The sequence below is a fragment of the Paracoccus lutimaris genome (genome assembly GCF_003337565.1).
GTDB classification, from domain to species: Bacteria; Pseudomonadota; Alphaproteobacteria; order Rhodobacterales; family Rhodobacteraceae; genus Paracoccus; species Paracoccus lutimaris.
Map to the genome: position 1 here is coordinate 179,382 of NZ_QPJL01000002.1, position 24,024 is coordinate 203,405.

The 24,024-nt window shown below is 67.1% G+C and carries 21 protein-coding genes; 11 read left to right on the plus strand and 10 right to left on the minus strand.

Annotation, left to right across the window (positions count from 1 at the left end; genetic code table 11):
• Positions 1-8: 8 nt before the first annotated feature.
• Positions 9-2,093: an NAD-dependent epimerase/dehydratase family protein gene (locus DFP89_RS03375; protein WP_114347974.1), complete on the plus strand. Its 2,085-nt coding sequence runs from the start codon at positions 9-11 to the stop codon at positions 2,091-2,093.
• A gap of 4 nt (positions 2,094-2,097) precedes the next feature.
• Here the strand turns inward: DFP89_RS03375 and DFP89_RS03380 are convergent, their stop codons facing one another.
• The 4 genes from DFP89_RS03380 to DFP89_RS03395 all read right to left on the minus strand — a co-directional run bounded on the left by DFP89_RS03380 (position 2,098) and on the right by DFP89_RS03395 (position 6,585).
• The gene (locus DFP89_RS03380; protein ID WP_245948581.1) at positions 2,098-3,126 is read right to left on the minus strand and encodes a hypothetical protein; all 1,029 of its coding nucleotides are present in this window, start codon (positions 3,124-3,126) and stop codon (positions 2,098-2,100) included.
• A gap of 112 nt (positions 3,127-3,238) precedes the next feature.
• Entirely contained in the window at positions 3,239-4,282 is a 1,044-nt protein-coding gene (locus DFP89_RS03385; RefSeq protein ID WP_114347975.1) for a DUF475 domain-containing protein, read from the minus strand.
• Between the two features lie 240 nt (positions 4,283-4,522).
• Complete coding sequence (locus DFP89_RS03390; protein ID WP_114347976.1) at positions 4,523-5,917, minus strand: sensor histidine kinase; 1,395 nt, start codon at positions 5,915-5,917, stop codon at positions 4,523-4,525.
• Positions 5,914-6,585 (minus strand): response regulator, encoded by a 672-nt coding sequence (locus DFP89_RS03395; RefSeq protein ID WP_114347977.1) that lies wholly within the window; start codon positions 6,583-6,585, stop codon positions 5,914-5,916. Before DFP89_RS03395 ends, DFP89_RS03390 begins: the two co-directional genes overlap by 4 nt.
• A gap of 61 nt (positions 6,586-6,646) precedes the next feature.
• Here DFP89_RS03395 and DFP89_RS03400 point away from each other — a divergent pair, with 61 nt between their 5' ends.
• The 5 genes from DFP89_RS03400 to DFP89_RS20240 all read left to right on the plus strand — a co-directional run bounded on the left by DFP89_RS03400 (position 6,647) and on the right by DFP89_RS20240 (position 11,253).
• Positions 6,647-7,741, plus strand: a complete 1,095-nt coding sequence (locus DFP89_RS03400; protein WP_114347978.1) for an ABC transporter substrate-binding protein — start codon at positions 6,647-6,649, stop codon at positions 7,739-7,741.
• A gap of 203 nt (positions 7,742-7,944) precedes the next feature.
• Complete coding sequence (locus DFP89_RS03405) at positions 7,945-8,886, plus strand: Bug family tripartite tricarboxylate transporter substrate binding protein (protein WP_114347979.1); 942 nt, start codon at positions 7,945-7,947, stop codon at positions 8,884-8,886.
• Positions 8,883-9,377: a tripartite tricarboxylate transporter TctB family protein gene (locus tag DFP89_RS03410; RefSeq protein WP_114347980.1), complete on the plus strand. Its 495-nt coding sequence runs from the start codon at positions 8,883-8,885 to the stop codon at positions 9,375-9,377. Before DFP89_RS03405 ends, DFP89_RS03410 begins: the two co-directional genes overlap by 4 nt.
• A 3-nt stretch (positions 9,378-9,380) precedes the next feature.
• Positions 9,381-10,898: a tripartite tricarboxylate transporter permease gene (locus DFP89_RS03415; RefSeq protein WP_114347981.1), complete on the plus strand. Its 1,518-nt coding sequence runs from the start codon at positions 9,381-9,383 to the stop codon at positions 10,896-10,898.
• Between the two features lie 199 nt (positions 10,899-11,097).
• Positions 11,098-11,253, plus strand: coding sequence for a hypothetical protein (locus DFP89_RS20240; protein ID WP_181870228.1), 156 nt, complete (start codon positions 11,098-11,100; stop codon positions 11,251-11,253).
• A gap of 6 nt (positions 11,254-11,259) precedes the next feature.
• Here the strand turns inward: DFP89_RS20240 and DFP89_RS03420 are convergent, their stop codons facing one another.
• Entirely contained in the window at positions 11,260-12,156 is an 897-nt protein-coding gene (locus DFP89_RS03420) for a DMT family transporter (RefSeq protein ID WP_114347982.1), read from the minus strand.
• A 142-nt stretch (positions 12,157-12,298) separates the two neighbouring features.
• On the opposite strand from DFP89_RS03420, the gene DFP89_RS03425 reads away from it, so the two are divergent.
• From DFP89_RS03425 to DFP89_RS03440, 4 genes are read left to right on the plus strand one after another with little or no spacing between them, the layout of a single operon-like run.
• A complete protein-coding gene (locus DFP89_RS03425) occupies positions 12,299-13,216 on the plus strand; it encodes a helix-turn-helix transcriptional regulator (protein WP_114347983.1) in 918 nt (305 codons plus the stop codon).
• A 38-nt stretch (positions 13,217-13,254) separates the two neighbouring features.
• Positions 13,255-13,887 carry a lysophospholipid acyltransferase family protein gene (locus DFP89_RS03430; protein ID WP_114347984.1) on the plus strand — a complete coding sequence of 211 codons (633 nt, stop codon included), beginning with the start codon at positions 13,255-13,257 and terminating at the stop codon, positions 13,885-13,887.
• Positions 13,888-13,890: 3 nt separating this feature from the next.
• The gene (locus DFP89_RS03435) at positions 13,891-14,829 is read left to right on the plus strand and encodes a phosphatidate cytidylyltransferase (protein ID WP_114347985.1); all 939 of its coding nucleotides are present in this window, start codon (positions 13,891-13,893) and stop codon (positions 14,827-14,829) included.
• Complete coding sequence (locus DFP89_RS03440) at positions 14,826-15,473, plus strand: CDP-alcohol phosphatidyltransferase family protein (protein WP_114347986.1); 648 nt, start codon at positions 14,826-14,828, stop codon at positions 15,471-15,473. Before DFP89_RS03435 ends, DFP89_RS03440 begins: the two co-directional genes overlap by 4 nt.
• Here the strand turns inward: DFP89_RS03440 and DFP89_RS03445 are convergent.
• From DFP89_RS03445 to DFP89_RS03465, 5 genes are all read right to left on the minus strand, one after another.
• On the minus strand, positions 15,470-16,342 hold the full coding sequence (locus DFP89_RS03445; protein WP_114347987.1) for a transglutaminase family protein: 873 nt from the start codon (positions 16,340-16,342) through the stop codon (positions 15,470-15,472). The two genes, DFP89_RS03440 and DFP89_RS03445, sit on opposite strands and share 4 nt — an antisense overlap.
• 4 nt (positions 16,343-16,346) lie before the next feature.
• Positions 16,347-18,476 carry a circularly permuted type 2 ATP-grasp protein gene (locus DFP89_RS03450; RefSeq protein WP_425452627.1) on the minus strand — a complete coding sequence of 710 codons (2,130 nt, stop codon included), beginning with the start codon at positions 18,474-18,476 and terminating at the stop codon, positions 16,347-16,349.
• Between the two features lie 268 nt (positions 18,477-18,744).
• Positions 18,745-22,167: a transglutaminase family protein gene (locus tag DFP89_RS03455; protein WP_114347989.1), complete on the minus strand. Its 3,423-nt coding sequence runs from the start codon at positions 22,165-22,167 to the stop codon at positions 18,745-18,747.
• Positions 22,168-22,372: 205 nt separating this feature from the next.
• Positions 22,373-23,005, minus strand: a complete 633-nt coding sequence (locus tag DFP89_RS03460; RefSeq protein WP_114347990.1) for an NrsF family protein — start codon at positions 23,003-23,005, stop codon at positions 22,373-22,375.
• Positions 23,002-23,544: a sigma-70 family RNA polymerase sigma factor gene (locus DFP89_RS03465; RefSeq protein ID WP_114347991.1), complete on the minus strand. Its 543-nt coding sequence runs from the start codon at positions 23,542-23,544 to the stop codon at positions 23,002-23,004. The genes DFP89_RS03460 and DFP89_RS03465 overlap by 4 nt, the downstream gene beginning before the upstream one ends.
• Before the next feature lie 164 nt (positions 23,545-23,708).
• Here DFP89_RS03465 and DFP89_RS03470 point away from each other — a divergent pair, with 164 nt between their 5' ends.
• Positions 23,709-24,002, plus strand: coding sequence for a BufA1 family periplasmic bufferin-type metallophore (locus DFP89_RS03470; RefSeq protein ID WP_114347992.1), 294 nt, complete (start codon positions 23,709-23,711; stop codon positions 24,000-24,002).
• Positions 24,003-24,024 lie beyond the last annotated feature (22 nt).

Sequence of the window (24,024 nt, forward strand, 5' to 3'; positions counted from 1 at the left end):
ATTTTGTCATGACTTCGGACCTTCGGGTGGCCATTCTGGGCGCCGGCTATATCGCCAGCTGGCATGCCGATGCGATCCGCGCCACGCCGGGCGCGCAACTGGTGGCGGTCTGCGACCCCGCCCGCGATGCCGCCGAGGCGCTGGCCGCCAGCTACGGCATTCAGGCCTTTGCCGATCTGGACCAGATGATCGCCGCGCAGGTCTGCGACGTCATCCACATCCTGACGCCGCCGAACCTGCACCGCGATCTGGCCGTCAAATGCCTGAATGCCGGGCTGCATGTGATGGTGGAAAAGCCGGTGGCGCTGAGCGTGGCCGAGGTCGAGGACATGGCCGTCGCCGCCGAGGCCGCCGGCCGGCAACTGGGTGCCTGCCACAATTTCCTTGGCCTGCCCTCATATGAAAAACTGCGCCGGCTGCGCGACGCGGGCGATCTGGGCGTCATCTCAAGCGCGCAGATCAACTGGTCGCTGCCTCTGGTGCCGCTGCGCTCGGGGCCCTACGGGCTGTGGCTGATGCGCCAGACCCAGAACCTGCTCTTGGAGCTGGGCCCGCATCCCTTTTCGCTGGCCACCGACCTTTTCGGCCCGCTTGAGATCGAGCATGTCAGCCTTGGCCAATGGATCACGCTCCCCGGCGGCGAGCAGCGCCCGCAAAGCTGGCGCATCATCGCCCGCGCCGGCAATGTCGATGTGACCATCGCCCTGTCGCTGGTCGAGACCTTTGACGACCGCTCGGTCAGCCTGCGCGGCTCATCGGCGATGGCGCGGCTGGATTACGCCGCCGACACGCTGGTGGTGACGCGCGACAATACCGCCGATCTGGTGATGAACCCGCTGATCAAGGAGCTGGGGAAATCCGGCGCGCATCTGCGCGAGGGCTTGCGCAATGCCGTCCGGCAGGCGGCCTCGCTGAACCAGAAAAGCCCCTATGGGCTGAGTTTTCGCAACACCGTGGCGGCGTTCTATCAGGGCATCCACAGCGGCACGCCCGATCCGCGCTTTGCCCCCAACGCGGCGCGGACGGTCATGGCCGGCATCACCGATGCGCTGGACCGCCTGCCCCGCCTGCCCGGCATTCCCGCCCGGCCCAGCGGCACACCGCAGCCGCGCGTCATGGTCATTGGCGGCACCGGCTTTATCGGGCGCAACCTGACCCGGCGGCTGGTGGAACAGGGCCATGACGTGCGGGTGCTGTCGCGCGGGCGCGGCGGCCCCTTCCCAGATCTGGCCGATCATGTCGAGACCGTCGGCGTCAGCCTGCGCGACGAGGACGGGCTGGCCGAGGTCATGACCGGCATGGATTGCGTCTATAATCTGGCGAAATCCACCGACAAAAGCTGGGAGGCGGCGCTGGAAAACGACGTCGCCACCACCGAGCGCATCGGCCGCGCCGCCTTGCGCGCCGGCGTCGGCCGGCTGGTCCATACCGGCACCATCGCCTCATATGACATGTCGGCCGCCCATGAGACCATCACCGAGGCCACCGAATTCGGCCAGATGGAGGCGCGCAATATCTATGCCCGCTCAAAGGCCGAGGGCGAGCGGCGGCTGATCGCGCTGTCAGCCCAGGGCCTGCCCTTGGTCATTGCCCGCCCCGGGATCGTTCTGGGCGATGGCGGGCCGTTGCAGCATTGGGGCATCGGGCGCTGGCACGGCGCGGGCGCGGTGCGGCTTTGGGGCAGCGGCCGCAATATCCTGCCCTTCGTTCTGGCCGATGACGTGTCGGACGGGCTGATCCTCATGATGACCCGCCCCGAGGCCTTGGGCGAAAGCTTCAACCTGATCGGCGATGCGATGTTTTCGGGCCGCGATTATTTCGACGCCATCCGCGCACGGACCGGGGCGAGACTGCGGGTTTCGGGATCGAACCTGACGGCGCTCTGGGCGGTGGATGCGCTGAAACAGGGGCTGAAACGCCACGCATTGCGCAAGAAGGGCGCCAAGGCCGCCTCGCGGGCGGATTGGAAATCGCGCGGGCACCTGTCGGCTTTTGACAACCGCAAACCCAAGGAGTTGCTGGGCTGGGCGCCCGAGGCCGACCGCGACGGCTTCTGGCGCCGCGCCATCGACGAGGCGCATCTGTTCTGGTGAGGTGCTAGAGCCCCGTGGCCGGAACGCCGGTCTCGGGGATGCGCGTCACCACCTCCCAGACGATTTCCTGCATGCGCCGCGCCAGTTCCGGCGAGGGCGCGGTGGCGGGACTGCCATCGGCGCGTTTGAGTTCATGCGGCAGACCCACCGGGCTTTTGCCGTAAAGCACCGCGTAATGGGTCAGCGCCACCAGATAGATGCCCAGATCATTGGGATGGATCGGGTCCAGCTTGCCCTCGGGCGTGGTGGCGAACAGGTCCTTGCGGGATTTGAGCTCGGCACTGCCGCCCTGCCCCTCGGCCTCGGAGACCAGACGCGCCATGACCTGCCCGACCGGGATCAGCCAGACCGGCTTTTTCGCGGCGCGGGCGGCGGGCCATAGCAATTCCGGCTTCCACATGGTTTCCAGATCTTCGGGCAGGCGGGTCAGCCAGTCCGGCTGGTCGTCCAGCGCGTGCCAGCTTTCGTAAAGGAAAATCTGCGCCTCGGGATTGGCCGCCGCCGCCTCGGTCGCCCATTTCGCCGCGTAATCGCGGCTTTGGTGGTATTTGATCGCGTCCGACAGCCGCACCATTTCCGTCATCACGAAAGCGTCGTAATCGCCGCTGGCCAGCGCCTGATGGGCATCGCGATATTTCGGCGTGGCGTTTTCCTGATCGAAACCGGCGATCTCGACCTCGGGTTCGAAATGCGCGCGCAGGGTCGTGCCCCAGCCCAGTTGCAGCGCGTAGTCATGCCCCTGCCCGGCCAGTTGCATCAGCATGGCGGGCATCTCGCGCCCGACAAGGCTGTGGCCCAGATGAAAGACCCGCAAGGGCTGCGGCGGCGGGGCGCGGCGCTGGCTGTAATAATCCTGCACGTCCTCGCCGGTTTCGCGGGCGGGCTGCGCCAGCGAAACCATCGCCAGCGCCCCGGCGATCAGCGCCCCAAGCCCCATACCCGCGCGGCGCAGCCCCCCGGTCTTGCGGGCGCGCCACAGCAGAACCAGCAGGATCAGCGCGGCAAGGGCGAAAACCGGGGCAAGCGTGGACATGAAGCCTCCTGAAACAGACCATCCCTGTTTAACCCGAAATGGGGCGGGGCGTGAAATGCAAACGGCCGCCGGTCACGGGGACAGGCGGCCGCAAAGGGTCAGTTCGGGGTGATCACGCCTCGGATTCGGCGCCACCGTTCTTGCGGTTCCAGCGGATCGAGGCCCAAAGCGAGATCCCGATCAGCGTCGCGCCGCCAAGACCCGTCACCACTTCCGGGATATGGACCAGCGGCTGCACGAACATGATCACCGACAGCGCGATGATGGCGTAAAAGGCGCCGTGCTCAAGGTAGCGATAGGCGGTCAGCGTGCCCTTTTCGACCAGCATGATGGTCATCGAGCGCACATACATCGCGCCGATGCCCAGACCGATGGCGATGACGAACAGGTTGTGGGTCAGCGCGAAAGCCCCGATCACACCGTCAAAGCTGAAGGACGCATCCAGCACCTCAAGGTAAAGGAAGGCGCCCAGACCGCCCTTGGCACCGGCTTGCAGCGCCTCTTGCGAGCTGTCCAGAAGCCCGCCCAGAACCTCGACCAGCAGGAAGGTCAAAAGACCCCAGATCGCCGAATGAAAGAAGATCTGCGATTCGGCCGGCTCAAGGAAGCGCGAGAAGATCAGCACCGTCACCAGCACCAGCGCGACCTCAATTCCGCGGATGGTGGCGTATTTCTGCATCCGGCCTTCCAGCCAGCGCACCCAGTGCACGTCCTTTTCATGGTCGAAAAAGAACGACAGGCCCACCATCATCAGGAAGGTGCCGCCAAAGGCCGCGATGGGCAGATGCGCGTCATGCATGATGCGCGAATATTCGTCGGGCTGGGTCGCAGCCATCACCATCGCCTGCCAGGGGCCGATATTGGCCGCGACGACGACGATCAGCAGCGGGAACACGATCCGCATACCAAAGACCGCGATGATGATGCCCCAGGTCAGAAAGCGATGCTGCCATTCCGGCGTCATGTCTTTCAGCTTGTTGGCGTTGACGATGGCGTTGTCAAAGCTCAGCGAGATTTCCAGCACCGCCAGCACGGCGCAGATGAAGAAGACCGAGAGCATCCCGCCCACCGTCCCCGTCGACTGCCAGCCAAGCGCGGCGCCCATGGCCAGGCCGATGATGGTGACGATAAAGGCCCATTTGAAATAGTGCATCATCGAGTTCGATGCACCACCCGAAGCACCCCCCGCGAGGGGACCGTTTCCGTGAGTCATGTGATAAAGATCCAGGCGGCTGGGTCAAAGATCAGTGCCGACATCACGAACGTGCCGCCACGTTCGCCAGAGGGGCCCGGCCACCAAACTGCGTTCACAAAGTCGCGAACGGCGCTAAAATGCCCATAATCGCCCCGTTTTGCAAGTGGTCTGATGGGATCGGCGGCGAAAATTGCCGCCCCGTCAGTTTACCGCCGGCAAAACGATCCGCGCCAGCAGGCCCCGGCCGCCCGCACCCTCGTTCAGAACCAGATGGCCGCCGAAAAGCGTGGCGATTTCCTCGACGACGGGCAGGCCAAGGCCCATGCCCGGCCCCTCGGTCTGGCCACGCGCGAATCGGCTGACAGCACTGGCACGGGCGCCGGGGGGGATGCCGGGGCCGTTATCCTCGACCTCCAGCAGGGCCTGCGCCCCCCTGATCCGCACCCGCACGGTGACCACCGCCGCCCGGCCGGCATGCAGCATGGCGTTGGAAATCAGGTTGCGCAGCGCCTCGCCCAGCAGCAGCGGCTCGGCGCGGACGGGAACAGTGCTGTCCGCGCCCTCAAAGCCCAGATCGATGCCCAGATCCAGCGCCTGCGGGATATGGTCGGCGGTCACGTCGCGCGCCAGCGCGGCAAGGTCGATGGGCGCGCGCGGCCCGCCACCGCCCGCCGCATCCACCTTGGCCAGCAGCAAAAGCTGCGCAAGGATGCGCTCGGCATGGGCGACGGCGGCGTCCCCCTTATGTGCGGCCTCCTGCGCCTCGGCCAGGGTGCCGGCGCGGACGGCCAGCGCAAGCTGGGTGCGCACCACCGCCAGCGGCGTGCGCAGCTGATGCCCGGCATTGCCGGTGAAGTTGCGCAGCCCGTCCAGCGCCGATTTCAGCCGCCGCATGAAGGAATTGACCGTGCCGACCAGCCCGCGCACCTCGCTGGGCACCGGAATCTCCAGCGGCGACAGATCATCGGGGCTGCGTTCGGCAATCGCGTCGCCCAGCCGGTATAGCGGGCGCAGCGACACGCTGACCGCGATCCAGACGATCAGCCCGGCCCCCGCGATCATCAGCGCCAGCCGCAGGGCCGAGCGCATCAGGATCGCGCGGGTCAGTTCGCGACGGGCATTGGTGGTCTCGGCCATGGTGACGACAAAGGGCACCTCGTCGATCCCGGTCGAGGCGCCGCGCGCAAGGCTGGCCACCCGCACCGGCACGCCCCGGAAGGTGCCATCGGCAAAGACCGGGTCGCCCCCCTGCTGCGCCAGGGCCATGGGCAGGTCGGCATAGCCGGTCACGACATGGCCGGGCGGGCCATCGACGCGGTAAAACACCCGGTCCTGCGCGGCGGAACTCAGCATTTCCAGCGCACCATAGGGGATGTCGATGGCGATCTGGCCCTGATCGTTCAGCGAGGCGCGCTCGGCGATGACGAGGGCCGAGCCGGCCAGCACCCGGTCGGCCAGCGCATTGGCGGTCCGCACCGCCTCGCGCCAGGTGTCGATCAGCGCCGCCGTCCCAAGCACCGCCGTCGCCACCAAAAGCCAGGCGAGCAGGCGGCGACGCAGGGAAAACGGGCGGCGGGAGAGCGGGCGCGGATTCACCGTTCAGCCCGGTCAAGGAAATAGCCGATGCCGCGCGCGGTCCTGACCGTCAGCCCGGCCGGGGCCAGCCGCTTGCGCAGCCGGCTGACATATTGCTCGATCGCGTTGGCGGACAGGTCATCCTCAAGCGAGGTCAGCGACTGCACGATCGATTCGCGCGCCACCACCTTGCCCGCGCGCATGATCAGCAGCTCGAGCAGCCCGCGTTCCCGTGCCGGCAGGTCCAGCGGCTGGCCGGCCAGCAGAAAGCTGCGCGCGGTCTGGTCCAGCACCAGATCGCCGAAACTGACGGTCGAATTTCGCAACCCCGCCTGACGGCGCAAGAGCGAGCGGATACGGGCCTCGAATTCGCCGATGTCAAAGGGCTTGATCAGATAGTCGTCAGCGCCAAGGTCAAGGCCGCGGACGCGTTCCTCGGGGGTGCCGCGCGCGGTCAGGATCATGACCGCCGCTGGGTTGCGGCGCATGCGCATGGCGCGCAGCACCTCAAGCCCGTCCATCTGCGGCAGGTTCAGGTCCAGAATCACCAGATCAAAGCTTTCCGCCAGCGCCAGCGCCTCGGCCGAGGCGCCGTCATGGACCACGTCCACCGCATAGCCCGACTGCCGCAGCAGCGTAACCAGCCCCTCGGCCAGCGACAGGTTATCCTCGACCAGCAGAATGCGCATCCCGTCCCCCCTGACATGACAGCCTAGCGGCAGGCTGCGGACTTGTGAACGGGGTCGGGCTTTGGCACTGTCACCCATCATGCAGCCGCTTTCCCGCCTTGTGCCCGTCCTTGCCGCCCTGTCGCTATGGGCGGGCGGAGCATGGGCGCAGGTCACGCAATTCGCCGCGCCTGCGGGACAGGGGCGCGAGCTGTCGATCTATTCCTCGCTGGACAACGATCTGGCAGCGCCGCTGATCGCGGCCTTTCAGCACCAGCGCCCCGACATCGCCATCCGCTATGAAAATCTGCTGACGACCCAGTTGCATGACCGCATCATGGCCGAGACCGATGCCGGCGGGCCGACCGCCGATTTCGCCTTTTCCTCGGCCATGGATCTGCAGGTCAAGCTGGCCAATGACGGCTATGCCCAAGGCGTGGTGACGCCCGATACCGCCACCTGGCCAGCCTGGGCGAACTGGCGCGACACCGCCTATGCGCTGACATTCGAGCCCGCCGTCTTTGCCTATCACAAGCCCAGCTTTGCCGGATCCGAACCGCCCGCCACCCGCGCCGACCTGATGCGCTGGATGGCCGAGAACCCTGCCCGGGCAAAGGGCCGGATCGGCACCTATGACGTCACCCGCTCGGGCGTGGGCTATCTGTTTCTGGCCCGCGATCAGGAACTTTACCCCCAGATCTGGACCGTGGTCGAGGCGATGGGCCGGGCCGGGGTCCAGCAATTCCCCACCTCGGGCGAGCTGCTGGAGCGGATCGCCGATGGCCGGCTGGCACTGGGATACAACCTGCTGGGGTCCTATGCGGCGGAATGGGCGCGCCAGCATCCCGATGTCGGGCTGATCCTGCCGCGCGATTTCACCGTCGTCGTGTCGCGTGTGGGGGTGGTGCCCTCGGCGGCGCGGTCGCCCGATCTGGGCCGGGATTTTCTAGCCTATATGATGTCGCCCGAGGGGCAAAGCCTGCTGTCAGAGACGCTGCGCCTGTCGGCCGTCAGCCTTGAGGTGGCGGGCCAGACCAGCCCGGCGGGCGGGATGCAGGATCTGGCCGGGCTGCGGCTGAAGCCGGTGCCGGTCAGTCCCGGTCTGCTAGCCTATCTGGATCAGGCCACCCGCGCCAAGCTGCTGGCGCGCTGGAACCGGGCCATTTCGGGGCAATAGCCCCCGGCATTTCCCCGCGTTCAAGTTTTTTCGCACCCATGTCAGGTCCATGACAGCTTTCTGTGGTGGAACTGTCCCCGGGGGCCGTCTGACGCGCACCCCGGAGGACCGTCCGCATTTTGGGAGAGATGCGGGCCACGACCATAAAAACGGACCAACCGGACGGGCGCGCGCCACGCGGCCCGCCGCTGCGGAGGAATACCATGAAGCAATTCGTTCTTGCCGGCCTGTTTGCGGGGGCCGTCGCGCTGCCGGCCATGGCCGATTACACCATCATCGCCCCGGCCAATCCCGGCGGCGGCTGGGACCAGACCGCGCGCACCATGCAGACGGTGATGCAGGAAGACGGCATCAGCCCCTCGGTGCAGGTCCAGAACGTCCCCGGCGCCGGCGGCACCATCGGGCTGGCGCAATTCGCCAGCCAGAACAGCGGCAACGATCAGGCGCTGATCGTCGGCGGCTTTGTCATGGTCGGCGCCATCCTGACCAACAATTCGCCCGTCTCGCTGAAAGACGTGACCCCGATCGCGCGCCTGACCGGCGAATACGAGGCCGTCGTGGTCCCCGCCGCCTCGCCCATTCAGGACATGAAGGGCCTGATCGAGGCGCTGAAGGTCGATCCCGGCGCAGTGAGCTGGGCCGGCGGCTCGGCAGGTGGCACCGACCATATCGCGGTCGGGCTGATCGCCAAGGCGGCGGGCGTCGACCCGACCAAGATCAACTACATCGCCTATTCCGGCGGCGGCGAGGCGCTGGCCGCCATTCTGGGCAATCAGGTGACGGCGGGCGTGTCCTCGCTGGGCGAGTTCGACGCACAGGTCAAGGCCGGCACGCTGCGCCTGCTGGCCGTTTCCGCGCCCGAGCGGATCGCGGGCGTCGAGGCCCCCACGCTGAAGGAATCGGGTCTGGACGTGGAATTGCAGAACTGGCGCATGGTTGCCGCCGCCCCCGGCCTGAATGACGAACAAAAGGCCAAGGTCGCCGCCGATATCGAAAAGATGGTGAAATCGGAAAACTGGCAAAAGCAGCTGGCCGACAAGGGCTGGTCCGACACCTATCTGGCTGGTGCCGATTTCGAGGCCCAGCTGGCCAAGGATGAGGCCGCCACCGCAACCGTCCTCAAGGATATCGGTCTGGTGAAATGAGCGTTACCCGCTTCGATCCGCCGCGCCGCCGTGATCCGGCGGCGCTGATCATCGCCGCCGGGCTGGCTGTGGTCGCGGGCGTGATGCTGTGGGACAGCGCACGCCTTGCCGATCTGGGCGGCTATTCGGGCGTCGGCCCGGCCAGCGTGCCCCGCGTCGTGGCCTTCGGCCTGCTGGGCCTGTCGGTCTGGACCGCCATCGAGGCCCTGCGCGGCGATTTCCCGCAGCGTCCGCGTCAAGCCCCGGCCCCGGTGCTGTGGATCGTGGCGGGTCTTTCCGCCCAGATGATGCTTCTGCACGTCGCGGGGTTCTCCATCGCGACGGGCATCCTGTTCGCCTTTACCGCGCGGGCCTTTGGCAAGACCAATCTGGCCATGACCATCCCCCTTGGGATCGGTTTCGCCTTTGTGGTCTGGACGATCTTCTCGCAACTGCTGATGCTGAACCTGCCCGCCGGGCCGCTTGAGCATCTGATCTTTCCGGGGGCCTGAGCCATGGGCGCGTTTGACTTCCTGCTGCAGGGTCTGGCCACCGCGGCCGAGCCGATGATGCTGCTTTACGCGCTGATCGGCGTGACGCTGGGCACCGCCGTGGGCGTGTTGCCCGGCATCGGCCCGGCGCTGACCGTAGCGCTCTTGCTGCCCGTCACCTACCGTCTGGACGCGGCCGGCTCGCTGATCATGTTCGCCGGCATCTATTACGGCGGCATGTATGGCGGCTCGACCACCTCGATCCTGCTCAATACTCCGGGCGAAAGCGCCTCGATCATCACCGCGCTGGAAGGCAACAAGATGGCCCGCAAGGGCCGCGGCGGCCCGGCTTTGGCCACCGCCGCCATCGGCTCGTTCATCGCCGGGCTGATCGCGACGCTGCTGCTGGCGTTTCTGGCGCCATGGATCGTCAAGGTGGCGCTGGTCTTTGGCCCGCGCGAATATTTCGCGCTGATGGTGCTGGCCTTCGTCACCGTCTCGGCCGCGTTCGGCGATTCGGCGTTGCGCGGGCTGACCTCGCTGTTTCTGGGGCTGGCGCTGGCCTGCGTCGGCATCGACCAGTTGACCGGACAGGCGCGGCTGGAATTCGGCGTGCCGGTACTTCTGGACGGGATCGAGGTCACGACCATGGCCGTCGCCATGTTTGCGGTGGGCGAGGCGCTGTTCATCGCCGGCCAGCGCATCCATATCGATGACGAGTTGACCGCCGTCAAAGGCTCGATCTGGATGAGCGCCAGCGACTGGGCGCGGTCCTGGAAGCCGTGGCTGCGCGGCACCTTCATCGGCTTTCCCATCGGCGCCATGCCGGCGGGCGGGGCCGAGATCGGCACCTTTCTCAGCTATGCGACCGAGAAGAAACTGTCGAAACACCCCGAAGAGTTTGGCCATGGCGCCATCGAGGGCGTCGCCGGCCCCGAGGCCGCCAACAACGCCTCCGCCGCCGGGACGCTGGTGCCCCTGCTGACGCTGGGCCTGCCCACCTCGGCCACGGCGGCGATCATGCTGGCGGGTTTCCAGCAATTCGGGCTGCAGCCGGGACCGTTGCTTTTTGCCACCAACCCGACGCTGGTCTGGGGGCTGATCGCCAGCCTGCTGATCGCGAACTTCATGCTGCTGGTCCTGAACCTGCCGCTGATCGGGCTATGGGTCAAACTGCTGACCGTGCCCAAGCCGTGGCTTTACGCAGGCATCCTGCTGTTCGCGACGCTGGGCACCATCGGCGCCAACCCCTCGACCTTCGAGCTGGGGATGCTTCTGGGCTTTGGCGTCCTTGGCTATGGCATGCGGCTTTTCGGCTACCCGATCGCGCCCATCGTGGTCGGCCTGATCCTTGGCCCGATGGCCGAACAACATCTGCGCCGGGCGCTGTCGATCAGTCAGGGCGACTGGGGCTATCTGGTGCAGTCGCCCATCGCCGCCGTGCTGCTGGGCATCGCCGCGCTGGCGCTGATCGTGCCGCTGATCCTGCGCGCCCGTGGCAAGGGCGAGATGCTGAGCCAACTTGCCGGCGACGAGGACTGACCCCGCCGCCACCCCGCTGTCTCCCAGGCGGAAACCCCGGTCCAAGCCTCTTGGGCCGGGGTTTTCTTATGTCTGGGCATATTTGGCGGCATGCGCTGGCCGCATGGCCGCAATGTTGAATGCCGCATTGCAGAATAAGACATATCGCCCCATTTAAGCGCCGAACACGTAACTGACCACGTAAACAGGCACTGAAGAAATGACTATCATCCGCTATATCCGTTCGGCCCTGCGCATGTTTGGCGCTGCTGTCTCGGTGGTCTCGGACCTCAGGGTGAACCACCTGCCCTCCGAGCGCGAACTGAACCGTCTGGGCATCAAGAAAGCCGATTTTCAGGCGATCCACCTGAACTGAGCCGGCTCAGGCGGGCACGGCCCTGCCCGTCCTCGGCCGTGAGAACATCACCAGATTTCCCAGCAGGGCAAGGCCAAGCCCCAATCCTGCCTGCCAATGCCAGACATAGCCCTCATAGGCTGTCGAAAGCGCCAATGCGACGATGGGAAACAGCACCGTCGCATATGCCGCCCGGGCCGAGCCGATCCGCGCGACCAGCATCAGATAGGTCGTGAAGCCGATCACCGAGCCGACCACCGCCAGATACAGCATCGCCCCCAGATAGCGCCCGTCGGGCGGCGCCACCATCGTCGTGCCGGTCACGGCGATCAGGCCGATCAGAACAGCGGCCCCGCAAGCCATGCCCCAACCATTGGCCTGCAAGGGCGAAATGCCGGCAGCGCTGTTGCGGCGCGACACCATGTTGCCCAGTGAAAACAGCATCGTCCCCAGACAGGCCAGCGCAATGCCGCGAATCGTGCCGCCGTCAAGGGTGCCGCCCGCGGCGGCCTGTTCAGGCGCCAGCAGCAGGGCCAGCCCGCTGACACCCAGCAGGCTGGCCAGCACGGCGCGGGCAGCGATCCGTTCGCCAAAGAAGATGCGGGCATTGACGGCGTTGAACAGCGTCGCCAGCGAAAAGATCACCGAAATCAGCCCCGAGGGCAGATAGGCCGCCGCCGCGTAAAAGCAGATGAAGTTCATGCTGAACAGGCATAGCGCCTGCGCCACGATCCAGGGCCAGTCCCTCCCGGCGGGAACCCGCAGCCGCCCGGCCAGCGCCAGCCCTGCCAGCAGCACCAGCGCCGCCACCGCAAAGCGGTAAAAGACCGAGACCAGCACCGGCACGGGTCCGACCTGCAGGGCAATGGCGATCCAGGTGGTGCCCCAGATCAGGACGGTGGCGGCAAAAAGCAGGGCGTTCATGCAGGTGACTCCTTGATCCCCGCCGCCATAGCATCACGGCGCTGCGGTGCCTTGCACGATCTTGCGGCAAAGCACGGCAACGCCCCTTTTCCCGCGCCGCCGCGCGGCTAGGATGGCCCCGTCAACCCATCCGGTGCCCCCGATGCCACGCCCGCCTTTGCAACCCGTCTCGGCCTATCTTGCCGCCGCGCCCCATGCCCGCATGCTGGGCCGGCTTGACCTGGGCTTTGGGCGTGCCGCCACGATCTGGCGCAACCGGGATGCGCATATCCGCTACGAGGCGCCGCTGGGGCATGTCCTCAGCTTCTACCTGCGGGGCGGCGGCGGTACGCGCCGGGTCGATCCCGGCGTGGGCCGCCAGCCCGTTCGCGGTTGGCAGGGCGCGTTCTGTCTGATGCCGCAGGGGCAAAGCTCGGAATGGGAAATCACCGAAAGTTTTGATTTCATCCACCTTTACCTGCCAGATGACGAGCTGCGCCGCAGCTTTGCCGAAACCTTTGACCGCGATGCAAGGCAGTTGCAGCTCGCCGACCTGCCCTATGCCGCGACCCCGCCGGCGCTGACTGCCCCTTTCCTCGCGCTGGCGCAGGCGATCCGCGATGGCGTTGGCCTGCTGGGCGAGACGGCGATGCTTGACCTGACGGCCGCCCTCCTTGGCCCCGGCCCATGGCGCCTGCCCGAGGGGCGCGGGGTCACGGGCGGCCTTGCGCCGCACAAGCTGCGCCTGATCGCCGACTATGCCGAGGCGCATCTGGATGGCCAGATCCGCCTGCGCGATCTGGCGGAACTGGCGGATCTCAGCGAATTTCACCTGCAGCGCAGCTTTCGCGCCAGTTGCGGCGTGTCGCCACATCGCTTTGTGCTGCATCGCCGCATCACCCGCGCAAGGGCGCTGATCGCGGCGGGCATGCCGCTGGCGCAGGTCGCCGCCGCTTGCGGCTTTGACAGCCAAAGCCACCTGACGCGCGGTTTTCGCGCCGCGACCGGCACGACGCCCGGCCAGTATCGCATTCGGCATCGCGCGGCACTTGCCCCCCTTTCACCTGTCCCCCGTTCATGACAGTCTGCGGGCACGTGAAATACAAAGTGACTTGTGAAATGACGGCCACGATCCCGGTCCGCATGGCGCGCAGCGCCCTTGTCGGCACCGCCCGCGCCCTGCTTAGCCTGCGCGCCATCGACCTGCCGCCGCCAGGGGCACATCCGCGCATCTATGTCGCCAACCATGTCAGCCATGCCGATTTCGTGGCCCTGTGGTCGGTGCTGCCCAAACCCCAGCGCCTGCGCACCCGCCCGGTGGCCGGTGCCGATTACTGGCAGGCCTCCAACCTGAAACGCTGGATCGCCGATCAGGTCTTTCGCGCCGTGCTGATCGACCGCGATCCCGCGAAACGCCAGACCGACCCGGTCGAGACCGTCGCCAATGTCCTGCGCGCCGGCGAGGACGTGATCTTTTTCCCCGAGGGCACGCGCAACCTGACCGACGCGCCCCTGCTGCCGCTGAAATCGGGCATCTTTCATCTGGCCCATGCCGCGCCCATGGCCGAGATCGTCCCGGCATGGATCCTGAACCTTGACCGCATCCTGCCCAAGGGCAGCATCCTGCCGGTGCCGCTGAACTGCGCCGTCCGCTTTGGCGCCCCGCTTCGCCCGGACAAGGATGAAAGTCGCGATGCCTTCCTGATCCGGCTGGCCGAGGCCATGCTGGCGCTTTCCGACCGAAGGATCTGAGCGATGTCGCGGTTTTATTCCCCTTCGGCCTTCGTCTTTTACGGGCTGTTCGCATTCCTGATCGTCGCCACGCTGATCGCGCGGACGCTGATCCGCCGGGGCAAGGTCGGGGGCGACACCGCCCGCAACCTGATGGACCGGATCTGGGCATGGTGGGTGATGATCGGCGTGCTGGCGCTGATCTTTACCCTTGGCGCCACGGCGATCACGGTGTTTTTCGCGCTGTGTTCGGTGGCCGCGCTGCGCGAGTTTGCCACCATCACCCATACCCGGCGTGCCGACCATGACGCGCTGGCCGTCGCCTTTTATGTCGTGCTGCCGCTGCAATATCTGCTGGTCTGGCTGCATGTGCCGATCTTTGCCACGCTGTTGATCCCGGTCTATTGCTTCCTGCTTTTGCCGGTCGTCACCGTCTTCAAGGGCGAGGTCAAAGACTTTCTGACCCGGGTGTCGGAAACCCAATGGGGGCTGATGGTCTGCGTCTATTGCGTCTCGCATATCCCGGCGATCCTGCAACTGGACATTCCCGGCTATCGCTACAGCGCCTTTACGCTGGTCGCCTGGCTGATTCTGGTCGTGCAGGCCTCGGACGTGTTGCAATATGTCTGGGGCAAAAGCCTTGGCCGGCATCTGCTGGCGCCGCGCGTCTCGCCCTCGAAAACCGTCGAGGGGCTTCTGGGCGGCATGCTCAGCGCCAGCCTGCTGGGCATGGCGCTGGCGGGGATCACGCCGTTTGCATGGTGGCAGGCGGGGCTGGTGGCGCTGGTCGTGACCACATTCGGATTCCTGGGCGGGCTGATCATGTCCGCCATCAAGCGCGACCGCGGCGTCAAGGACTGGGGCACGCTGGTGCAGGGCCATGGCGGCATTCTGGACCGGCTGGACAGCCTTGTGTTCTCCGCCCCGGTCTTCCTGCATATTCTGGCATGGGGATGGTTATGACCGAGGATTTCAGCCGCCGGCCCATCGCCAGCCGCAACACCAGATGGGCCGCCCATGTGACCCGCCGGCTGGTCGCGGCGCGCGTCTCGCCCAACCATATCTCGATGGGATCGGTGGTGGCCGCGCTGGGGGCCTGCGGGGCATTCGCGCTTTCGGGCTGTGTCGGGCCGGTCTGGACCGGGCTTTTGCTGATCGCGGGCGCGGGGCTGACGCAGTTGCGGCTGCTTTGCAACCTTTTCGACGGGCTGGTCGCGGTCGAGGGCGGCATGGGTTCCCCCGACGGCGCATTCTGGAACGAGGTGCCCGACCGGCTGTCGGACCTGCTGATCCTTGCCGGCTTCGGCATGGCGGCGGGGTCGCTGTCCATGGGCCTGCTGGCCGGGGCGCTGGCGATCTTTACCGCATACTTGCGCGAATTCGGCCGCGCGGCGGGGCTGGGCTCGGATTTTTCCGGCCCCGGCGCGAAATCGCATCGCATGGCGGTGGTCACCGCCGGCGCGCTGGCGCAGGTGCTGGCGCTGATCCTTGGGCTGGGCTGGCCGGTCGTCCTCTGGGCCTTGTGGCTGGTCACGCTGCTGACCGGGATCACCGTCATCCGCCGCAGCCAGCGCATCCTGCGCGGGCTTGGGGCGGGCCAGCCCTAGTCCAGCGGGATCACGTCCACCGCCTGCGTGCTGTCCTGTCCGCCTGCGGTGCGGATCGCGCCCTTGACCGGGGCGGCATCGGCATAGTCGCGGCCCATGGCGACGGTGATGTAATCCTCGCCCGCCCATTGCGCATTGGTGGGGTCGTATTCGACCCAGCCCTGAACCGGCCCGGCCCAGGCCATGACCCAGGCATGCATGGCATCGACCCCCTCCAGCCGGGGCTGGCCCGGTGGCGGATAGGTGCGCAGAAAGCCCGAGACATAGCCCGCCGGAATCCCCACCGCCCGCAGGCCCGCGACCATGATCTGGGTATAGTCCTGACAGACCCCGCGCCGGGCGGCAAAGGCCTCGGCCGGAGGGGTGGCGACATCGGTCGCCTCGGGGTCATAGGTCATCGTCTTGTGCAGCGCCTGCCCCACCGCTTCAATGGCGGCGCGGGCCGAGGCACCCGCAGGCAGCGCCTTGCGGGTGAATTCGGTGATCGCCGGCACCGGCGCGATGCGCGGTGAGGGCGCAAGGTAATGCTGCGGTGAGGCCGGTCCCGGATCGCAGGCCGCCGTCACCAGCCCCGGCAGATCGGTCAGCGGCGGCGACAGGTCGTCAACGGGCGCGGCGAAACGCTCGGCGCTGGCGGTCAGGCAAAAGGTGATCTGCTGCACCGGCTCGTGCCAGGCAATCGACGAGGTGGCATTGCCAAAGAAATCCCGCCCGTCGCGGCGTTCGTCCGGGGGCGGATCAATGGTCAAAAGCGCCGCCGTCACCCGCTGCGACGGCCCGTCCTGCGGCACCAGCCGCAGGATATTGCGCACATGGTCCGAAGCGGCCTGATAGCTGTAATCGATGGTCAGTAGGATATCGTAGCGCATCGGCCTATCTCAGCAGCGTGGACTGGATCAGGTCGTAAGCCCGCGCCAGCCGGTCATGCATGTCGCACAGCCGCTCGGGCGGCAGGGCATCGGGATCGGCCACGCGCAGGTCGGTATCCAGCGTCAGCAAAAGCTGTTCCAGCGGCGAGGCGCGGCCATCGGTCCCGGCATGGGGCAGCCGCCCGACATGGTGGCGCATCTGCGCGATCTGATACAGCACCGCGCGCGGGTTGCGCGCGTCCAGCGCCAGCAGGTCCAGCACCGTCCCGCGCGAGGGGCCAAAGCGATAGCGGCGCTGATGGGTCAGCACGCTGTCGCCGACCTCGATGGCAATCTCCAGCATGCCGGGCGGGGCCTCGGGGGCGGTGAACTCGGACAGCATCATCAGCGTGCCATCGGCGCGTTCCTGCGCCCGGCCCAGCAGCAGAAACCGCCAGCCGGCAAAGTGATACATGTTTTCATGCACCAGCCCGGAAAAGCCGGAAATCTTGCGCAGCAGCACCGACATGGCATGGGCGGCATCGTCGCCGGGCCGCACCCGCTGCGCCAGCCGGTCGGCGGTCTTGGCCAGATCGTTCAGCGCCGCCCAGCCATCTGGCGAAAAGCGGTCGCGCACCTTGGCCGCCGAGAACCGCGCCGAGGCGATCATCCCCAGCAGCGCCTCGGGGATAGGCTGGTCGACATCGATATCCTGCCGCGCCAGAAAATCAGCCAGCGCGGTCAGCCGGGCATCCTCGCGGTCGTCGGTTTCGGCCAGACGCAGGTGCCAGGCGCGCAGGACGCGGATCACGCCCTCGGTCCGGTCGCTGTAGCGGCCCAGCCAGTACAGGTTCTCGGCCGCGCGGGTGGGCAGGATGCCGGGCGCGGCGCGTTCGAACCCACCCTTGACGACCAGCGTGTCGGGCTGCACCGGCTGCTGCGACATCACCCAGACATCCGCGACCGAGCCGCCGGCCTGCATCGCCAGCGCCGTGGTATCGCCGCTTTTGCCAATGCGGGCATAGCCGCCGGGCATGAAGGTCCAGCCGCTGGCCGTGCGCGCGGCAAAGACGCGGATGGTCATCGGACGCGGCACCAGCCGCCCCTCGGACCAGGCGGGGGTGGTCGAAAGCGTCACCGCCTCTTGCCCGACCAGGCGGTTGCCATTGCGTTCGATCCAGTCGCCAAGGCCGCCCTGAAGCCCGTCCGCGCCGCCCAGAAACTGCCCGCCAAGCGCGGTATTGGCACCGATGGCAAAGGGCAGCGCCGGGTCCAGCGCCTCGCCGATCATCATGCGGTCGGCATGGGCGGCGACATGGGCGCGCTCGGCCGGCTGGCCGCACCACCATGTCGCGATATTGGGCAGGCGAAGGGCCTCGCCGGTCAGCCGCTCGCAGATGCGGGGCAGAAAGGCCATGAAGGCGCGGGCCTCGATGACGCCCGATCCCAGCGCGTTGATCAGCGACAGGTTGCCCTGACGCAGCGCCTCGATCAGGCCGGGAGTGCCGATCTGCGAGCCCTCGTTCAGCTCCAGCGGGTCGGCGAATTCGCTGTCGATGCGCCGCCACAAAAGGCCCAGCGGCTCGACCCCGCTGACGGTGCGCACCATCACCTGACCGTCGCGGACGATCAGATCCTCGCCCTCCAGCAGGGTCATGCCCAGATAGCGGGCGATATAGGTATGTTCGTAATAGGTGTCGTTGTTCGGCCCCGGCGTCAGGATCGCCTTGCCGCGATCCCCGGCCAGCCCCTCCATCGCCTCGCGGAAGGCGCGAAAGAACCCGGCCAGCCGGTGGACATGGGCGCGCGGAAACGGCTCGGAAAAGATCCGCATCGTCGCCATGCGGTTTTCCAGCGCGAAACCCGACCCCGAGGGCGCCTGCGCCCGGTCGCCCAGAACCAGAAACGAGCCATCGGGCGAGCGGCCGATCTCAAAGGCCAGATGATGCAGCCAATGCCCCGAGCGCGGCTGCACCCCGACCAAGGGCCGCAGCCATTGCGGATTGCCGGCCACCAGCTCGGCCGGCAGATGGCCGTCGCGGACCAGCTGGCCGGGGCCGTAAAGATCGGCCATGACCATTTCCAGCAATTCCGCCCGCTGCGTGAGCCCATCGCAGATCGCCGCCCATTCCTGTTCCGGGATCAGGACCGGCACATGGCTAAGCGGCCATTCGCGGTCCTGCGCCGGCCCGCCCGAATAAAAGCGGAAATAGACGCCCGCATCGCGCAGATATTGCTCGCCCCGGGCGAAACGGATCTCGACCTCGTCCGGGGTCAGGGCGGCAAGCTGGGCGATAAAGGCCGACCAGACCGGCCGCATCCGGCCCTGCGCGTCGAAAAGCTCGTCCGCGATGCCGGGTTGCGGCGCGTAACCCCGCAGAATCGCGGGGCTTATGGGCGGGGCATCAGAGTTCATGCCCGGGTTATATCCATGGCGCCCGCCGCAGGTCGAGGGTCATCGGAAATTCCGGGTTCGGCGCCTCGCGCGCGGGGGCGTAAGAGCCGGGGCGGTGGCCATGGGCCTGAAACCGGGCCAGACGCCGGGCTTCGGCCTCATAACCGTTGACGGGAAAGGTGTCGTAATTGCGCCCGCCGGGATGAGCGACGTGATAGACGCAGCCGCCGATCGCGCGCCCGGTCCAGTCGTCATAGATGTCAAAAGTCAGCGGCGCGTTCACCGGCAGCACCGGATGCAGCGCCGCCGCCGGTTGCCACGCCTTGAAGCGCACGCCGCCGACGCTTTCGCCGCTGGTCTCGGTCCGGGTCAGCGGCACCGGGCGGTCATTGCAGATGATGCGATAGCGGTCCTGGCTTAGCGAGGTCATGCGCACCTGTAGCCGCTCGACCGAGCTGTCGGTATAGCGCACCGTGCCGCCGATGGCGCCGGTTTCGCCAAGGACGTGCCACGGCTCCAGCGCCTGACGCAGTTCCAGATGCACGCCCTCGACCTCGACCTGACCGCAGAAGGGGAAACGGAACTCGGACTGGGCCTGATACCAGACCGGGTCCAGCCGGAAGCCATGCAGCGCCAGATCATCGAGCAGCGACAGGAAATCCTGCCAGATGAAATGCGGCAGCATGAAGCGGTCATGCAGCACGGTCCCCCAGCGGACCGGCTTGCCCCGCACCGGCGCCTTTGAGCAGCGCGCGATAATGGCGCGGATCAGCAATTGCTGGGCAAGGTTCATGCGCGGATGCGGTGGCATTTCAAAGCCGCGGAACTCGACCAGCCCCAGCCGCCCGGTCGGGCCATCGGGCGAATAAAGCTTGTCGATGCAGATTTCGGCGCGGTGGGTATTGCCGGTGACGTCGATCAGGATATTGCGCAACAGCCGGTCCACCAGCCATGGCGGCGGCAGCGGCCCGCCGTTCTGCGGATCGCCGATCTGGTCCAGCGCGATTTCCAGCTCATAAAGGCCGTCATGGCGGGCCTCGTCGATGCGCGGCGCCTGCGAGGTCGGGCCGATGAACAGCCCAGAAAACAGATAGCTCAGCGACGGGTGCCGCTGCCAGATCAGGATCAGCGATTTCAGCAGATCGGGGCGGCGCAGGAAGGGGCTGTCGGCCATGGTCGCGCCGCCGACGACGACATGGTTGCCGCCGCCGGTGCCGGTATGGCGGCCGTCGATCATGAACTTGTCGGCGCCAAGGCGGCAGTTCCGGGCCTCGTCATAGATCGCCTCGGTGGTGGCCACGCAATCGTCCCAGCTATGGGCGGGGTGGATGTTCACCTCGATCACGCCGGGATCGGGGGCGACGCGGATCACGTTCAGGCGCGGATCATGGGGCGGCGCGTAGCCCTCGATATGGATGGGCAGGCCAAGATCGGCGGCGGCCGCCTCGGCGGTGGCCAGCAGTTCCAGATATTCCTCAAGCGTTTCGCAGGGCGGCATGAACAGGCACAGCCGGCCGTCGCGCGGCTCGATGGCGATGGCGGTGCGCACGATGCCCTGCGCCGGATCGACGCCGTCCTGCGCCACCATGCGCTGGCGGTTGGATGTCTCGGGCTTGATCTCGCCGCTTTGGGCATGCCCTTCGCTGACGGCGGGGGTCATCGCGGCCTGCTCGGCCTCTTCGGCCGCCAGACGGTCGATTTCGGCCTGAACCTCGGCGCGGCGGGTGCTGAGGCCGGCATGGAAATCCGGCAAGGGTCCGACCGGGATCGAGGTATCGGCCACATAGCTATAGGGGTATTGCGCCGGCGGGATATAGGGCAGCCCGGCCAGCGGCAGGCGATAGCCTACCGGGCTGTCGCCGGGGATCAGGAACAGATGCCCGCGCCGGGGCTTCCACATTTCCGAGCGCCAGCGCGGCGCACTGGCCTTGGACTGCCAGCGTTGCAGGGGCAGCACAAAGCCCGAAGGCTCGGTCAGCCCGCGCGAAAACACCCGGGCAAAGCGCGAGCGTTCCTCGGGGTCTTTCAGCTTGGAGTTTTCCGGCGAGACATTGGGGGGCAGGTTCGCCTCTTTCAGGATCCATTCGGCGGGATCCTCATAGGCGGGCTGGGCATGCTCGGCGGTGATGCCCAGTTTCTCGGCGAATGTCGCCATGAAATCATGGGCCTGACTGGCGCCCGAGCCGTAATCTTGCGCCTCGCGCGCGACCAGATCGGGGTTTTTCCAGACCGGCAGACCGTCATGGCGCCAGTATAGCGAAAAGGTCCAGCGCGGCAGGCTTTCGCCCGGATACCACTTGCCCTGCCCGTAATGCAGGAAGCCGCCGGGCGCGAAACGGTCGCGCAACCGCCGGATCAGCTTGTCGGCCAGATCGCGTTTCATCGGACCGACGGCATCGGTATTCCATTCCGGCGCCTCGAAATCGTCGATGGACACGAAGGTCGGCTCGCCGCCCATGGTCAGGCGCACGTCGCCCTGTGCCAGTTCCTCGTCAACCTTGTGACCCAGCGCGTTCAGCTCGGCCCAGGCCTCGTCGCTGAAGGGCTTGGTGATGCGCGGATGTTCGGCCACGCGGCGCACCTGCATGTCGAAATCGAACTCGACCTCGGGCGCGCCGGCGCTGCTGAAGCCGCCCGAAATCGGCGCGGCATTGCGGTAATGCGGGGTCGCGGCCAGCGGGATATGGCTTTCCCCGGTCAAAAGGCCCGAAGTCGGATCCAGACCGATCCAGCCCGCGCCGGGGACATAGACTTCGACCCAGGCATGCAGGTCGGTGAAATCGACCTCGGTCCCCGAGGGGCCGTCGAGCGATTTCACATCCGGCGCAAGCTGGATCAGGTAGCCCGAGACGAACCGTGCCGCCAGCCCCAGATGCCGCAGCGCCTGCACCAGAAGCCAGCTTGAATCGCGGCACGAGCCGGACTTGATCCCCAGGGTTTCCTCGGGCGTCTGGACGCCGGGCTCCATGCGGATGGTGTAATTGACCGCGCCATTCACCTGCGCGTTCAGCGCCACAAGGAAATCGACGATACGGACGCGCTCACGCGGGACGCTGGCCAGAAACGCGGCCAGATGCGGGCCGGCGGGCTCGGGCGTGCGATAGATGACCAGATCGTCATGCAGGTCGGCCGGATAGTCAAAGGGCCAGTATTCGGCGCTTTCCTCGACGAAGAAATCAAAGGGGTTATAGACCGACATGTCGGCGACCAGATCGACCTCGATCTTGAATTCGGTCACCGGCTCGGGGAACACGAACCGCGCCAGCCAGTTGCCGTAAGGGTCCTGCTGGTGGTTCACGAAATGCCCGCCGGGCGAGACCTTCAGGCTGTGCGACAGCACCTTGGTGCGCGATTGCGGCGCCGGGCGCAGGCGGATGATCTGCGGCCCCAGCGTGACGGGGCGGTCATAGCGGTAATGGGTAAGGTGATGAATACTGGCATGAATCGCCATGACTGGTCCCCCGGATGATCACTATCCTGCGCGCCGGAGCCAGGACCGCACGACAAGGGCCGCAGCCCGTCCGGAATAGGGCGGTGCAATCCCTGTCGCGCGAAAGCAGCCTGCCCCCTGCCCGGTTCACTCTAGGCGGAAAATCCGCGCAAACAAGCGGCTGCGGCAAGGTGCCGGACGGCTGGCAGGAAGGGGATGGCACGCGTTACCAGCGCAGGCGTCGGGCGCCCAGCCATGCGCCCGCGATCATGGTCAGGGCGACGGCCGTGCCATACCAGGTGACATAGAACAGCGGATTGTCCTGCAGGCAGAAGAAGGAATATCCCGCCGCCGCGCCCGCGCCCGCGACCAGCCCCGCCAGCGCCCCGGTCAGCATGGGTCGCGTCGGCGCAGCCTGCGCCGCCAGCCACAGCGCCAGCCACAGCGGCAGCGCCGCGATCACCAGGATCAGCCCGACGCATTCGACGATGGCAAAGGGGGTGAACTGGGCGAAGCGCGCCGCGCCCGGCAAGGTGGCAAAGCCAAAGCCCCACAAACCCGCCGCCACCGCCAGCGGCAGGGCAAGGCGCAGCGGATGGCTGATCCGCCCCTCGGGGTAGAACAGCGCCACAAGCGCCGGCAGGGCGATCAGGCTCGTCAGCACCGGCAGCAGGGTCTTGGCGGCGATCAGCGGCTGCATCAGCAGCGCGGACAGCCCGTCGCGCGGCCCGGCGACGGCCAGAAACAGCGCCGCCGCCGCCGCCATCGCCGACAGCAGCGCCAGCACCTGTTGCCCGCTGCGCAAAGGCAGCGCGGTGGGCTGGCCGGCCAGCGTTGTGATCAGCTCGTCGGTCTTCATCCTTGATCCCCTTTCACGATCCGCATCATGCGCTGCATCGCCCGATGCAGGGCCACGCGGACCGCGCCTTCGCTCATCTCCAGGCGCTGGCCGACCTCGGCCGCGCTTTCCCCTTCCAGGTTCATCGCGCGCACGATGGCGGCCGAGCGCGCATCCAGCCGCCCCAGCAGCACCGCGCTGTCGCGCGCGGCGCTGGCGTCATGCATTGGCGCCGCAAGTTCGGCCCGCAGATCCTCGATCGGCAGGTGGATGGCCGCGCCGCGCCTGCGGAACGCATCCGCCAGCTTGTAGCGCGCGATGGCGTAAAGCCACGGCAGCAAGGGCGCATCCGCGCGCCAGGTCTGGCGCTTGAGATGGATGGCCAGCAGCACCTCTTGCACGACATCCTCATGCGAGGCGGCATCAAGCGCCCGGCCGCGCGCGCGCACCAGACCGCGCAGGACAGGCGTGATCGCATGCAGGAACAGGGCATAGGCCTGCCCATCCCCCGCATTCGCCGCCCTCAGCAGCGCCGCCCATTCGGTTTCGCGATCCGTCATCCTGCCGGTCCATTCGCATGCGCTTGCACCGACGTTACAGCGCATCGCGAAAAAAATCTGTGCGAACACGCCTGCGTGAGCGCCTGTAACCCCGGCCCGGCCCGGCGCGAATGGACCCTCCGAGGACCGCAAGACGGCCTTATCGCGACATATAGGAGAATGCGATGTCCACCTTTGACAAGAGCCTGAAACTGACCGCCGCCCTGACCACCGCGCTGTCGCTGGCCGCTGCCGCCCATGCCGATGACATGAAAAAGCCGGGCGATGTCGCGATGGAGAAATGCTACGGCGTCGCCATGGCCGGCAAGAACGACTGCGCCGCCGGGCCGGGCACGACCTGCGCCGGCACCTCGACCATGGATTATCAGGGCGACGCCTGGAAATACGTCCCCGCCGGCACCTGCACCACGATCAAGACGCCCAAGGGCATGGGCTCGCTGGAACCGGTCAAGATGTAACGTCCCGGCCGGGCCCTTCGCC

Coding starts and splice junctions, on each gene's coding strand:
- DFP89_RS03425 (WP_114347983.1), top strand. CDS start 12,299: ATGCCACGCCCGCCTTTGCAACCCGTCTCGGCCTATCTTGCCGCCGCG.
- DFP89_RS20240 (WP_181870228.1), top strand. CDS start 11,098: ATGACTATCATCCGCTATATCCGTTCGGCCCTGCGCATGTTTGGCGCT.
- DFP89_RS03455 (WP_114347989.1), bottom strand. CDS start 22,167: ATGGCGATTCATGCCAGTATTCATCACCTTACCCATTACCGCTATGAC.
- DFP89_RS03440 (WP_114347986.1), top strand. CDS start 14,826: ATGACCGAGGATTTCAGCCGCCGGCCCATCGCCAGCCGCAACACCAGA.
- DFP89_RS03420 (WP_114347982.1), bottom strand. CDS start 12,156: ATGAACGCCCTGCTTTTTGCCGCCACCGTCCTGATCTGGGGCACCACC.
- DFP89_RS03375 (WP_114347974.1), top strand. CDS start 9: ATGACTTCGGACCTTCGGGTGGCCATTCTGGGCGCCGGCTATATCGCC.
- DFP89_RS03430 (WP_114347984.1), top strand. CDS start 13,255: ATGACGGCCACGATCCCGGTCCGCATGGCGCGCAGCGCCCTTGTCGGC.
- DFP89_RS03465 (WP_114347991.1), bottom strand. CDS start 23,544: ATGACGGATCGCGAAACCGAATGGGCGGCGCTGCTGAGGGCGGCGAAT.
- DFP89_RS03470 (WP_114347992.1), top strand. CDS start 23,709: ATGTCCACCTTTGACAAGAGCCTGAAACTGACCGCCGCCCTGACCACC.
- DFP89_RS03380 (WP_245948581.1), bottom strand. CDS start 3,126: ATGTCCACGCTTGCCCCGGTTTTCGCCCTTGCCGCGCTGATCCTGCTG.
- DFP89_RS03410 (WP_114347980.1), top strand. CDS start 8,883: ATGAGCGTTACCCGCTTCGATCCGCCGCGCCGCCGTGATCCGGCGGCG.
- DFP89_RS03445 (WP_114347987.1), bottom strand. CDS start 16,342: ATGCGCTACGATATCCTACTGACCATCGATTACAGCTATCAGGCCGCT.
- DFP89_RS03435 (WP_114347985.1), top strand. CDS start 13,891: ATGTCGCGGTTTTATTCCCCTTCGGCCTTCGTCTTTTACGGGCTGTTC.
- DFP89_RS03395 (WP_114347977.1), bottom strand. CDS start 6,585: ATGCGCATTCTGCTGGTCGAGGATAACCTGTCGCTGGCCGAGGGGCTG.
- DFP89_RS03415 (WP_114347981.1), top strand. CDS start 9,381: ATGGGCGCGTTTGACTTCCTGCTGCAGGGTCTGGCCACCGCGGCCGAG.
- DFP89_RS03460 (WP_114347990.1), bottom strand. CDS start 23,005: ATGAAGACCGACGAGCTGATCACAACGCTGGCCGGCCAGCCCACCGCG.
- DFP89_RS03385 (WP_114347975.1), bottom strand. CDS start 4,282: ATGATGCACTATTTCAAATGGGCCTTTATCGTCACCATCATCGGCCTG.
- DFP89_RS03405 (WP_114347979.1), top strand. CDS start 7,945: ATGAAGCAATTCGTTCTTGCCGGCCTGTTTGCGGGGGCCGTCGCGCTG.